The following is a 13,047-nucleotide window of genomic DNA, read 5'->3' as shown; positions in this document are numbered from 1 at the left end:
GTTACTCGCTATAGTTCAGTTGTTTAATAATTTCAATTGCATCATTTAGACTTTTTTGAACTTTATCCAAGTCATTTTTCTTTAATTCAGCTATTAAAGTTTTGATTTCAGAGGTTGAGATACTTTTAGTTCTTGGTAAATATACAACTTCGCATAATGATTTAAGAGAATCAAAACGTCCCTCCCAATCGTCTCCCATTGCAAAAACATCTACATTATACTTTTTAATATCAGTCTCTTTTTGTTCCCACGAATGCTCTGGAATTACTAAATCTACAAATTTACATGACGAAAGTATTTCAGCTCTTTCTTGATATGAGAAAAACGAACTTTTGCCTTTACCTTTGTTAAATTCATCAGATGAAAGACCAACAATAAGCTTATCTCCCAACTTTGAAAGCCTCTCAAGAAGTCTTACATGTCCAACATGGAACAGATCGAATGTTCCGTAAGTTAATATGACTTTCACTTTTTTCCCCCACGACTATTCAAAATCGTATCAATAACTCTTTGCTGTTGTTCCAAAGTAAGATCAGCATGAATTGGTAAACATAAAACTCTATTAGAAATATCTTTAGCTATTGGCGTATCTGAATATTCACTTTTGAACACTTCAAATTCACTTACAATCGGATAAAAATAGCGTCTAGCAAAGATATTATTTTCTTCTAACTTTAGGGCTAGTGTATCTCGGTCAATTCCAAATTTATCCACATCAATAATTATTGGGAAATATGAATGATTAAGGCTGACCTCATGATTGATTCGCAATGTCGATAAACCCAGAAACATTTACGAGACTTTGTTGATATAGAGCTGCAATTTCAGAGCGTCTTTCAATTGCGCCATCAACTTTTTTCAATGATGCCAACCCAAATGCTGCTTGAATCTCATTTAATTTTGCATTCATACCACATGCTTTAATTACAGTCTCCGATTCAAAGCCAAAGTTTTTCAATTGGTCTAATTTATCTTTTTCTTCTTGGCTTTTACAAATCACAGCACCACCTTCTATTGTTGAATATGTTTTCGTAGCGTGAAAACTCAAAATAGATAGATCTCCATAATTTAAAATTGATTGCTCTCTTTCTTTTACACCAAACGCATGTGCTGCATCATAAATAACTTTAAGATCATATTTTTTCGCGATAGCAGCAATCGTCTGATTATCACAGGGGGTACCATAAACATGCACCGGTAAAATTGCACATGTATTATCTGTTATTGCTGCTTCAATACAACTAGGATCCAAGTTCATGGTTACTGGATCAATATCCACAAATACTGGTTTTAAGTCATTCCACATAATTGCATGTGCGGTGGCTGCAAAAGTGTATGGTGTTGTTATTACCTCACCTTTTAATTCTAACGATTGAAGAGCTGTTATTAGTGCAAGTGTCCCATTTGAAAATAAACTGATATAAGGCACACCTAAATACTCACAAAGCTTTTTCTCTAACTGTTGATGATATATGCCGTTATTAGTCAACCATTTACGATCCCAGATATCTTCTAAGTAAGGAATCACTTCTTTCAATGGTGGAAGCAATGGTGAAGTTACCGTAATTTTATCCATTTAAGTTAAACCTTTCTTCGTAAGATAATATTTAGAATTTGCGTGTACAAATCTCGTTGAAAGACCCTTGCTGAGGCAATATATATTAGCGGCATAGTTATTAATAAAAGAAACAACTGCATGTAGCTATTTAAGAGGAGTACAGAAACGATACTTGTGACAATAAAATATGAGCATAAAGCACTCAACGCAACCATCAACCAAATAGGCGCCAGTGCATTTAGTTGATCACGTATTTTAAGCTTACTAAATTGACCTGTATAATATGAATTAATAAAAAAAGCTAAATATGTGTGGATAAGCATCCCTATACAAATAGCCTTAATACCAAAAGGTATTGTTATAAATAATATTAAAACAATGAATGCTTTTTTTATAACTTCAAGCTTTAAAAAAATATCTGAACGACCTTTGACCTGTAATAAGTTTAAATTAATAGCATGGATAGGATACAACATAAAAGTGAAACTCAAGATCGTAAGTAAATCTGCGGCTTGTAACCAGTCATCTCCTAGTACAACTTTAATAAACGGCTTTGCAATGATACCTAACCCAGCCATAAGCGGAAAAATAACAAAAGCAGCCATTCGTAGCGTTAACTTGTAGCTGTATTCAAACTTGTCAGTTTCACTTTGTATATTACTTAACATAGGATAAGTAACTCTTTGGACTATCGTGGTGAAAGTCATTGCAGGAACACTAGCAAGTTGATTCGCTTGAGTAAAAATACCCACTTGAGTTGGGTTAAATTGTTTACCTATGATTAACTGATATATATTTTTAAACAAAGTATCGAGCATTGCCGCAAGTAATAATTTGTAACCGAAACCAAATAAATAACTGAATGACTGTATATTAAATGAACTTTTAGGTAACCAGGGATGAAATATATTTAATAACACCATTGTTAATAATGAGTTTATTAGTATTTGATAAACTAAAGCCCAAACTCCATAGTCGAAGTAAGCTAAAGTAATAGATACTACACTACTAATAAATACAGCTGACAAAGAAGCTTTTGCTTGAGTTTTAAAGTCCATTTTAATCGTCAATTTAGCTTTTTGAACCAGCGTAAAACTATTGATAATTATAGATAAACCTAAAACTTTAATTAGAGCTTCAAGCTCTGGCTGCTCAAAGAAAACAGCTATCTGATTTGCGCCTATAAATAAAGCTAAATAACAAAGTAAAGCAACTAAAATGTTAAATTGGAAAGCAGTTGAAAAATCAATTTCTGTGCGTTCTTTTAGCCTAATTAAAGCCGAGCTGAAGCCACTATCAGATATCACCTGGCTTATGGCAATAAAAACGGTGAGAATACCAATTAAACCAAAAGCATCGGGACCTAAAAGACGGGCAAGTAACAACATTACGATTAGTTGAATAGCTTGAACACCCAACCTTTCTAGAGCACTCCACTTCAACCCATTTACTGCTGTTTTCATATATCTTTTAGTAAGCCTGAAAGATATTGCCCGTAGCCGTTCTTAGAAAATAGTTTTGCACGCTCTTTAATACAATCAGCAGAAAGCCAACCATTATTAAAAGCTATCTCCTCTAAACAGGCTATTTTATAACCTTGTCGTTTTTCAATTGTTTCAACAAAGCTTGCTGCCTCTAATAGGCTTTCATGAGTACCAGTATCTAACCAAGCAAAACCACGCCCAAGGATTTCAACGTTAAGTTTATTTTTTTGAAGATACATTTCATTAAGTGTTGTTATTTCTAGCTCACCACGATGAGAAGGCTCAACTTTTTTTGCTGCTTCAACCACTGAGTTATCATAAAAATATAACCCTGTTACCGCATAGTGAGACTTCGGCTTTGCTGGTTTTTCTTCAATTGAAATTGCCTTTTGCTCATCATCAAACTCTACAACGCCAAAGCGTTCAGGATTTTTAACTTGATAACCAAAAACAGTTGCACCATTACCATTTTGAGCATTCTCAACAGCATGCTTAAGTTTAGGGGAAAAACCTTGCCCATAAAAAATATTATCCCCTAATACCAAGCATACATCATCATTTCCAATAAACTGCTCACCTAAGATAAATGCTTGAGCTAGCCCGTCAGGAGTGGGTTGGACAGAATAGCTAAGTTTGATACCAAACTGCTCACCAGTCCCAAGTAAACGATGAAATGAGTCTCTATCTTCAGGTGTAGTGATTAAGAGAATTTCACGTATCCCTGCTAACATTAAAACTGATAAAGGGTAATAGACCATTGGTTTATCGTAGATTGGTAGTAACTGCTTTGATACCCCCATAGTAATAGGGTAAAGTCGAGTACCTGAGCCACCCGCTAAGATTATGCCTTTCATTATTAACTATTCCCTTTTAATTGACCAAGGCGCTCACGCTTATAAGAGCCATCTTGAACACTCTTACACCAAGACTGATTATTTAGGTACCACTTAACCGTTTTTAACATGTTCGTTTCGAATGTTTCTTCTGGTTTCCATCCCAGATCCGAGTGAATTTTTGAGGCATCAATAGCATAGCGTTTATCATGCCCCGGTCTGTCTGCAACAAAAACAATCTGTTCCGAATATTTCTTTTCTTTTGGAACAAGGTTATCCAGTATTCCACAAATACTCTGGACAACTTCTAAGTTTTTCTTTTCATTATGACCACCAATATTGTATGTTTCACCAACTTGCCCTTTTGTTACAACTTCATATAGAGCCCGAGCGTGATCTTCAACATACAACCAATCTCGAATTTGGTTCCCTTCCCCATATACAGGTAAAGGCTTACCTTCTAAAGCGTTTAAAATAACTAATGGGATTAATTTTTCAGGAAAATGGTATGGTCCATAGTTATTTGAACAGTTAGTTATTACAACAGGTAAACCGTATGTTCTTAACCAAGCCCTAACAAGGTGATCGCTTGATGCCTTTGATGCAGAATACGGGCTACTTGGAGCGTACGAACTCTCTTCAGTAAAAAGAGGAAGTACATCTTCACAATTAGGCTCCTCAAAATCGTCTGGGTGTGGCAAATCTCCATATACTTCGTCTGTTGATATGTGATGAAATTTAAAAGAATCTCTCTTATCTTTATCAAGGGTCGATGTGTATTCTCTTGCTACTTCTAGCAATGTATACGTGCCTAATATATTGGTTTGAATGAACTCTGACGGACCAGTAATTGATCTATCAACATGGCTCTCTGCGACCAAGTGCATTACAACATCAGGCTGATAAGCTTTGAAAATACGCTGCATCTCTTTATGATTACATATGTCATGACATTCAAAAGAATAGCGCTCACTTTCTTCGATATCTTTCAAAGATTCCAAGTTGCCTGCATAGGTTAATTTATCAACATTGATAACTGAATCAGTTGTATTATTTATAATATGACGGACTAGTGCAGAGCCAATAAACCCAGCACCACCTGTTACTAATATGTTCACAAAAACCTCTAAGCTAAGACTTTATCTTTTATCATTAAGATTTACGGCGATTATTTAATATATAAAAGCGTATTAAAACTATAAAAACACCGATTACGCCGGCAAAAAATGTGCTTACAATAACTATTAAAGCTCGTTTAGGTTTTAATTTCTCTTCGGGAACAAGAGCTGGATTCGATAGTCTTGAAAACATACTCATCTCTGACGTTAGCAAACATTATCGTTTTCGCCTGCTCCTCTACTAATTTATATAAAACGACTCGAATATCAGCTACATTAGTTTTTTCAATTTGTGCCATTAAAAACTCAGTGCTCTTCGTTGCTTCAATTACATCACGCTTTTTCATGGTAAGATTAATATCTTCTATTAACCAATTTACCCATTGTTGAGCAATGAACGGAGAAAAATGCTCCACAGCAATAATTATCATGCCTGAGTCTGGATCTTTTGTAGCACTGACTATTTTTATAAATTCTTTATAAGCTTCCTGAGTTGATGGTTTTGGTTTAAATGGGAACTCTACTTTTCTGACCCATTTTTGATCCACTTCATCATAAATATTTTTATCATAGATAACTGTATTATCGATGGAGTTCCATGATTCGATCGCCATTAAATCAGGCATAATACTGTGCTTTTCAATAAACTCAGAAATGAACTTTCGTGACTTGAGTATAGCTAAAGCAAGATCAGTATTATTGGAACCTGAATCCCCCAAGTTAACGCCAGCCAAACTAGCTAGACCACCAAACTGACCTGCTAAAGCACTTAAGCCGTTTGACTGCTGTTGCTCAGCTGGCGCCAGCAATGCCTCAGAGCGATATATATTTGGTTGGTAAATAGCATAAACCACTGATAATAAAGATAAAACAAAAGTTACCGTTATAATCAGCCACTTCCCATTCATTATTACCAAGAACAAGTCATATAAATCTATCTCACCATCTATTCGACTATGATTATCAGACGCAAAATTTTCTTTCATATTTATCTCAATTGAAGCTGCTGAATTAAACTAAGCTACTAAACATGCATAGCTTATATACTACTAATTGCAGCTAAAGCTACACCTAACTGATAAACAATCTGCGTTGCTGTGCTCCACAGTGTTAGGTTATCCATATAGTCAGAGTTCATAGGGACAACAATAGTATCGCCAGCCTCTAATAACTTAGAGTCATTCACAGCGAACCAAGTGCCAGTATTTGGTATAGTCACAGAACCATTTGCTTTGATTATATAAATACGATCCTCAGCAGCGCGCTCCTTTAAACCACCACTAAGATCAATATATTGATCAACACTGACTCCAGGCTTAAATAAATGAGAAGTAGTATAGTTCACTTCGCCTATTACACTGATTGAATCACGCTGACTTGGGACATAAAGCGTATCACCATTTTGTAACACTAGATTTTGTTTATTCTCTGCAATGAGAGGTAAGTCAATGACAAGCCTTCCTACTGCTTCAACATTAGCTAAATCAAGCAAGAGCTTATTCATTTCATCATAAGATAAGCGGATACTGCTAACTGACTTTTCGAAGCTTTTTGTAGCAATATCTCTTCGTAAGTCTTCAGCTAGTTTAGCTAATTGCATTTGCTCTTGTTGACGAATCGATTCACGAGTAAAAATAGCAGCATCGGGCTCAGCAAATTCAGAAAAGCCACCCGCACGTTCAAGTAAGTTGGTTAATGTTTCTCCACGACGAATGGTATAAACACCAGGAAATTTAACTTCACCTTTTAGCTCAACTTTTACGTTTTCTTGCCAGTTAGGAATAGAGAAAATATTTATACTATCTTTACTTCTAAGAGTTTTATTTTCAACTTTGGTACCCAACATAGCCTGAGCTAGATTAAATTTGATGTGTTCAACTTTAGAGCCTTCCCCCGCAACAACACGAGTTATTTCAGCTTGCTCAGTGTAAGCAGACTCCAACAAACCTCCAGCTGCAGAAATTAGTTCATTAACTTCACTACCTACAGTTAAAGGGTAAATACCTGGATAGGTTACATGACCATTGATTTCAACTAGCTGCATTGCATTATGCACTGAAGCCTGCTGCTTTAGCTTTGCAATAATAGGCTTTAATAAAGTGTATCGACTAAAAGCAGCATAATCCTCTGGCTTTAGCTCTACCTCTTCTTCTTTTGCTTTTCTTTTTGAAATTTCCGCAATGCTTAGCTCTTTTTCTTCCTCTTTTTTAAAAGGATCATCAGCTTTTAAAACACCTACATACCTTTCAAACTCTTTTCTCTGATATTCGTGCCACTGCTTTACTTTGACTTGCTGCTGCTGTTGTTCAACAGTTAGGACCATGTTGGCAAGCGCGGCTTCTTCAGCTTGTTTTTCTTGGAAACGACTAAAAACAAAAAGTTTATCATTTGCTTTTAGTTCTAAATCATGTTGTTTTGCTTTAACTATTGCTTGGGCAATATCGAATTGATAAACCTCAATATCGCCAGAAATGTTAATTTCTCGAACAAGTAAGCCATAGCCTAAATCAGCTTGAGGAAGCAGGTCACCACGTACGGAAGTTAGAACATCAGAAATGTGCTTACCTTCATACCATTGATAATGACCAGGTCGAGCAACTGCACCAATTAGGCTAATACTGTTTTGGTATTGTAAACTGACAGGGTTAAAACGAATGCGGTCGCCATCGCGAGGAATATAATTAATTTGATTTCCGCTAAAGTCCACTGATAATACTTCTTTCATGTTATTGTTATTGAAGCGTTCAACAATTGCTTTTTTAGCGTAAGCTTGCGGTTTTAAACCACCCGCCATTTTTAATAACTGTGCTGCTGTTTCACCTTTTTTTAACTCAAAAATAGCAGGACGTTTTACTAAGCCTTCAACAGCGACTTGAGAACCAACTGATGGGATGAACACGACATCACCCGGCTTTAAAATAATATCGTTACTGCTATCACCATTAATCAATAAATCATATAAATCAAAATTAGCAACAACTTTTCCGGCACGCTTTACTTGAATATTTCGTAAAGACGCTATATCTGACACACCACCGCTTACAAAAAGGGCGTGCGAAACTGTCGCAAGAGAGGAAACACTATAGCTACCTGGTTTATATGCTTCACCCAAAACAAGGATGCGAATACTGCGTAATCGACCAACAGAGATAAACGCTTTAACGCCAATCACTTCTTGCTCAACTTTAGCTTTGATGAGTTCTTTAACCTCAATAAAGGTTAATCCTGCGACCTGTACAGGGCTTAAGTTTGGAATATTAATTCGGCCCTCTCGATCAACAACCAGATCGTAACTTTCACTTTCTTTGCCGTAAAAGTTAACTGTTAGCTCATCTCCACGACCAATTAAGTAGGTATCAGGAACGGCCGCATTTTCTGTTGGCATGAATGAAGTTGGTTCGCCTGCAAAAATATCATAGCCAAAAGGCTCTACTTCACTTTCTTTGGGAGCGAAACGTTCTTCATCGGTTAGCGGCTCTTTTTCTTTATCTAAACGAGGTTGAATGGTTGATTCAGTTTCTATTGTCTCTTCGTCAGAAGATTTACCTGTAATCGTAGATAAATCGACTCCATACTGTCTTGCAAGCGCTTCCTGTTGAGCCTTTGGGAGCTTTTTGAATTGCTCAATTTGAGCTGCAGTAGGAGTAAATGCCAATACCGATGAAGTGGTTAGAAACAAAAAAGTAAGGAATAATCTTTTAAATAACATCACAAGTAGGGATATCCATAGTTCTACAGTCAAAAAGATTGTGTATTCTACCTGAAACTCAAGGAAATAAAAAAGGGACTTTCGTCCCTTTTTGTCATTAAATTGTCAACAAAACGATTTATTTAGTTAAAAACTGTAAACTAGCGTTAGTGACGTTTCTGTATCTGTGTTTTCTTTATCATCAGCAACGTCTGAGTTGTGAGTGATGTTGTAAGCTACTTTCATTTGTAGTGAGCCGTTGATTTTAGCAAGGATTGCAGACTCTGAACGCGTTTTAGTGTTGGTATCACCATATTCAACTGATACTAACTGAGTAAAACGTGCGCTGTCTGAAATCTGCCAGTTATAATCAACTTTACCTAAGGCGATTACTTCACCGTCGCGCTCACCAGCAAGTAAGTCACCGTTTTCATCAACTTCAGTGCTGTCGTCTGGGTATTGGAAGTACTTATAACCCGGACCGATTTCAGCGTTTAGCCACATATCAGAACGATCGATTAGGCGTAAACCATAACCTGCTGAGATTACTGATTCGTTGCGATATGCACCAAAGTAATCAGATACGTGCGAGCCGTAGATGAATAAGTGTGAGTGCTTTTCGTTTAACTTGTAGTTACCTTGTGCAGAGATTGAGTACTTTTCGTTAGTACGTTGTGTTTCTTTAACACCGTCGTCGTTTTCGATTCTCATCTTCTTTATAAAGACCGTCTAACTTGTACTCGTTATTCCAGTTTTCTAGGTTATGTAAAACCTTAACACCACCTTTTAGTGTTGTTGTTTCGGTGTTACCACTTGTAATAATGGCACCTAGTTCACTGGTTACATCCCAAGTTTTAGTTTCATCTGCTGCGAATGCGCTAGTTGCAGCACTTGCTGCAACTAGAATTGATAAAGCTTTTAATTTCATTAAAAAATAACCTTTACTACTTGTGATTAATCTTCTTTATGCAAATGAACATCCATTTGCGGGAATGGGATCGTGATATTTGCGTCATCTAATGCGATCTTAATGTTTTCCATTAGATCGAAATACGTTGGCCAATAATCTGATGAATTAACCCACGGGCGAACTACAAAGTTCACACTTGAATCTGCAAGCTCAGATACAGCGACTGTGTATGCTGGATCTTTTAATAAACGAGTTTCTTTATCTAATACTGATTTAAGAACTGCTTTTGCTTCTTTAAGGTCTGCATCGTAACCCACACCAATTACTAAATCGATACGACGAGTTGATTCACGAGAGAAGTTTGTAATTGGGCTGCCCATGATTGATGAGTTAGGCATGATAATTACTTTATTATCTGGTGTACGTAATTCTGTAGAGAAAATTTCGATTTTCTTAACAGTACCCGCTTTACCACCGGCTTCTACATAGTCACCTGATTTGAAAGGGCGAAGTAGGATGATTAAAACACCTGAAGCAAAGTTAGACAGTGAACCTTGAAGTGCTAGACCTACAGCTAAACCAGCCGCACCTAAAATAGCAATGAATGATGTTGTCTCAATGCCAAGTTGAGATAGTGCCATTAAGATAGTTGCTGCAAAAACAATAGCATAAACAATGCTTGCTACAAATGAACCTACGGCTTTGTCTACTTTCTTTTTATCAAATGCTTTTTCAGTCATCCCTTCGCAAAATTTTGCGATACGACCACCGATGAAGAAAATGATTAGCGCAAGAACAGCCTGAACGGCGTAATGTATGATTAAACCTGAATTCTCATTGATCCAGTTCATTATAGTATCCATATTCTCTCCTGAAGTTCATTTTTAGCATAACGCTGTTCAAATTATATATGATCTTTGGTTAAAAAATCATTAAATTACAGCCAAACTAAAAAATGAGTAATTGCTCAATTGCAAAAGTCGCAAGTGTAAATACCGAAACTGAACACTAACTGACTAAACCTGCTTTTCTGAATTTTCTGAAGCAAGTAAGTTTTTTTTACTTTTTTTAATTTAGGGGGTTCACAAGCCTAAGTTAATTATGTAATATGCGCGCCACACCAAACGAGGTGTATCTCAGTGGCGGCTGTAGCTCAGTTGGTAGAGCCCCGGATTGTGATTCCGGTTGTCGTGGGTTCAAGCCCCATCAGTCGCCCCACTTCTCCCCCTTAGTAAATCCCTATATTTTCCTAAATATTTTTTCTTATTTAAATTTCAAGATTTAGTTTATCTTTTATATCTCTTTTCAGTTCTAAAAGCCGTCAGCTTTCAGCTGTCAGTTTTGAGCCGAACCGTGTCGTTTGTAGGTAATGCATGTAGGAGTCCATATAAGGTACTTTAGTGCCGAAGTCTTTATGATAATTCACGGCTGAAGCCGTTCCCACGACATGCGAAATATTGTAGGCGTGAAATTTATTTCGCGCGAAAATATTTGCACAAAGAGAAGTGAATGAGAAGAAAATGAGGAAGTAATAATAATGTTTTTTTGTTTTCCTCTTAGCGAAGCGCTCTCTTATCCGCTTTGTGATAATTTGACGCGAGCCTTAAACCCCAAACAAAAAAATGCCACCTTTCGGTGGCATTACACACGGGATTATTTCTATTTACTAGAAATGCTTTTCAAAGTTTAAGGCGGTGCATTTTACGCCCAACCTCAAACTCATAATTACTTCCAACTTTTCATCTTGTGGCCTTTAACAGCATAGAAAAGTATGAATAAATAACAAGGCAACATCACAATATAAGCCATTTGTTGTGCTTCTGCGCTTTTTACGCCGCCACTTGCTAGGCCCCAAAATAATGGACCAAATGCGCCACCGGCTATGCCCATAACGAGCAGACCAGAGCCTACACTAGTTAGCTTACCTAAACCAGATAATGCTAACGGCCAAACTGCAGGCCAAACAATCGCATTAGCAAAGCCTAGCACAGCAATGAGCAATAAGGTATCAGGTAGTACCGATTTTAGGCCAAACAATGTTGATATAAATACAGTTTCATTACTACCTGTAACTATCGCTAGCGTTAACACACAGCCCAATACTGCTGAAATAGTTAGTGCTGTTTGCTGCGATAACACTCGTGGGATAAGTAAAATCCCTAAAAAGTAACCTAGTACCATACACCCCATGGTGTACGATGTCATAACACTGTATTTTTCAATACCTAACGACAACGCAAAGCTACCAATGGTATCGCCGGCAATTACTTCAACAGCTACATAGACAAAAAGTGCCACTATCCCTAAGGCAAGACTCGGATGGCTTAATGCTTCTTTTACCTGCCCCGGTTTCTGTTCATCAACGTCGTCATCAATTAACTCTGGCAATGGCATTTTAGTTACCGCAAAGCCGAGTATACCAATAAAAATAGACATCCCTAAATACGGTAAGATTAAGCCATTAGCCATGGCATCAATATCAGTTTGGCTAAGCTCTTTACCTACAAAGCCTTTAAAGTCGCTGAGTATCAGTGCGGTAAATACAATCGGTGCAACAACACCCGCACCTTTATTTAATATACCCATAATACTAACGCGAGCCGCGGCTGATTCTTCAGGTCCAATTCTTACTACGTATGGGTTAACCGCTGTTTGTAATAACGTTTGCCCTGCCCCCATAACAAGCTGCGCAAATAAAAACAGTGCAAAAACTTGTGTTTTTGCGGCAGGAATAAACAGTAAACCTGCCACCATCATGGTCGCCATACCCAGCGCCATACCGTTTTTATAACCTACCTTTCTGATGATCATCGCCGAAGGTAGAGCCGTAAAAGTCACGGCGATATAAAACGAGAAAATAATCAGCGATGCCTGAAAAGGTGATAGCTGCAAAATTTGCTGTAGAAATGGCATCAGTGAGCCATTTAACCATGTAGCAAAACCCAGTATAAAAAACAGCGTGGCAACAATCGCCATAGGCACAACACTGCTTTGTTTATTTATTTCAGACATAACATTTCCTATAACAGCACAGTTCGACTCCAGCGCTGCTCATTCAGATGATTATATAAAAGAGATATTAAATATTTATAACACTATCGCAACAAAAATGACAGCGCTGACATATTTCTTTTAAATACCTTAGGTGTGAAATGTATTTCGGCCGATGTTTTAAGATTAGCCGTCAGCTTTCAGCTGTCAGTTTTGAGCCGAATGGTGTTGAATGTAAAACGCGCCAAGCAAGCGTGACGCCTACGAGGTGCAGGGTATTGTAGGCGTGAAATTTATTTCGCGCGAAAATATATTCACAAAGAGAAGTAAATGAGAAGAGAATGAGGGAACCTCAATATTACTTCTCTTAAGCGAAGCGCCCTCTTATCCTCTTTGTGAATAGAAGTAGTTTTAATGCAAAACATGACGCCTACATTCTTCTATAGGCGTCACATTTATTTATCG

Annotated in this window: 9 protein-coding genes, 1 tRNA gene and 2 pseudogenes; 1 reads left to right on the top strand and 11 read right to left on the bottom strand. The window is 37.1% G+C overall.

Features of this window, described 5'->3' with window-relative positions:
* Nucleotide 1 precedes the first annotated feature (1 nt).
* The 10 genes and pseudogenes from tagD to ACRWSG_RS10680 all read right to left on the bottom strand — a co-directional run bounded on the left by tagD (nucleotide 2) and on the right by ACRWSG_RS10680 (nucleotide 10,454).
* The gene (gene tagD / locus ACRWSG_RS10725) at nucleotides 2–469 is read right to left on the bottom strand and encodes a glycerol-3-phosphate cytidylyltransferase (RefSeq protein ID WP_138619721.1); all 468 of its coding nucleotides are present in this window, start codon (nucleotides 467–469) and stop codon (nucleotides 2–4) included.
* On the bottom strand, nucleotides 466–771 hold the full coding sequence (locus ACRWSG_RS10720) for a DegT/DnrJ/EryC1/StrS family aminotransferase (protein WP_462166241.1): 306 nt from the start codon (nucleotides 769–771) through the stop codon (nucleotides 466–468). Before ACRWSG_RS10720 ends, tagD begins: the two co-directional genes overlap by 4 nt.
* Nucleotides 755–1,576, bottom strand: a complete 822-nt coding sequence (locus ACRWSG_RS10715; RefSeq protein ID WP_462166240.1) for a DegT/DnrJ/EryC1/StrS family aminotransferase — start codon at nucleotides 1,574–1,576, stop codon at nucleotides 755–757. The genes ACRWSG_RS10720 and ACRWSG_RS10715 overlap by 17 nt, the downstream gene beginning before the upstream one ends.
* A gap of 5 nt (nucleotides 1,577–1,581) precedes the next feature.
* Complete coding sequence (locus tag ACRWSG_RS10710; RefSeq protein WP_462166239.1) at nucleotides 1,582–3,021, bottom strand: lipopolysaccharide biosynthesis protein; 1,440 nt, start codon at nucleotides 3,019–3,021, stop codon at nucleotides 1,582–1,584.
* On the bottom strand, nucleotides 3,018–3,896 hold the full coding sequence (rfbA, locus tag ACRWSG_RS10705) for a glucose-1-phosphate thymidylyltransferase RfbA (protein WP_462166238.1): 879 nt from the start codon (nucleotides 3,894–3,896) through the stop codon (nucleotides 3,018–3,020). Before rfbA ends, ACRWSG_RS10710 begins: the two co-directional genes overlap by 4 nt.
* Nucleotides 3,897–3,898: 2 nt before the next feature.
* Nucleotides 3,899–4,993: a dTDP-glucose 4,6-dehydratase gene (gene rfbB, locus ACRWSG_RS10700; RefSeq protein ID WP_462166237.1), complete on the bottom strand. Its 1,095-nt coding sequence runs from the start codon at nucleotides 4,991–4,993 to the stop codon at nucleotides 3,899–3,901.
* Between the two features lie 34 nt (nucleotides 4,994–5,027).
* Nucleotides 5,028–5,979 (bottom strand): annotated as a pseudogene (locus ACRWSG_RS10695) (Wzz/FepE/Etk N-terminal domain-containing protein).
* Nucleotides 5,980–6,032: 53 nt separating this feature from the next.
* The gene (locus ACRWSG_RS10690; protein ID WP_462166930.1) at nucleotides 6,033–8,702 is read right to left on the bottom strand and encodes an SLBB domain-containing protein; all 2,670 of its coding nucleotides are present in this window, start codon (nucleotides 8,700–8,702) and stop codon (nucleotides 6,033–6,035) included.
* Nucleotides 8,703–8,828: 126 nt separating this feature from the next.
* Nucleotides 8,829–9,609, bottom strand: a pseudogene (locus tag ACRWSG_RS10685) (DUF481 domain-containing protein).
* Between the two features lie 26 nt (nucleotides 9,610–9,635).
* The gene (locus ACRWSG_RS10680) at nucleotides 9,636–10,454 is read right to left on the bottom strand and encodes a mechanosensitive ion channel family protein (protein ID WP_054552509.1); all 819 of its coding nucleotides are present in this window, start codon (nucleotides 10,452–10,454) and stop codon (nucleotides 9,636–9,638) included.
* A gap of 279 nt (nucleotides 10,455–10,733) precedes the next feature.
* Here ACRWSG_RS10680 and ACRWSG_RS10675 point away from each other — a divergent pair.
* Nucleotides 10,734–10,809 (top strand) — tRNA-His (locus ACRWSG_RS10675).
* Nucleotides 10,810–11,316: 507 nt separating this feature from the next.
* Here ACRWSG_RS10675 and nagP read toward each other — a convergent pair.
* Nucleotides 11,317–12,603 carry an N-acetylglucosamine MFS transporter NagP gene (gene nagP, locus ACRWSG_RS10670; RefSeq protein WP_138601626.1) on the bottom strand — a complete coding sequence of 429 codons (1,287 nt, stop codon included), beginning with the start codon at nucleotides 12,601–12,603 and terminating at the stop codon, nucleotides 11,317–11,319.
* Nucleotides 12,604–13,047 lie beyond the last annotated feature (444 nt).

It is taken from the genome of Pseudoalteromonas sp. GB43 (assembly GCF_054923805.1).
The sequence above is the reverse complement of the archived record's forward strand: the minus strand, read 5'-3'. Positions and strand labels throughout refer to the sequence as shown.

What these genes read in the sequence shown, in the direction of transcription:
- ACRWSG_RS10715 (WP_462166240.1), bottom strand. Translation starts at nt 1,576, where the DNA reads ATGGATAAAATTACGGTAACTTCACCATTGCTTCCACCATTGAAAGAA.
- ACRWSG_RS10710 (WP_462166239.1), bottom strand. Translation starts at nt 3,021, where the DNA reads ATGAAAACAGCAGTAAATGGGTTGAAGTGGAGTGCTCTAGAAAGGTTG.
- rfbA (WP_462166238.1), bottom strand. Translation starts at nt 3,896, where the DNA reads ATGAAAGGCATAATCTTAGCGGGTGGCTCAGGTACTCGACTTTACCCT.
- ACRWSG_RS10690 (WP_462166930.1), bottom strand. Translation starts at nt 8,702, where the DNA reads ATGTTATTTAAAAGATTATTCCTTACTTTTTTGTTTCTAACCACTTCA.
- ACRWSG_RS10680 (WP_054552509.1), bottom strand. Translation starts at nt 10,454, where the DNA reads ATGGATACTATAATGAACTGGATCAATGAGAATTCAGGTTTAATCATA.
- nagP (WP_138601626.1), bottom strand. Translation starts at nt 12,603, where the DNA reads ATGTCTGAAATAAATAAACAAAGCAGTGTTGTGCCTATGGCGATTGTT.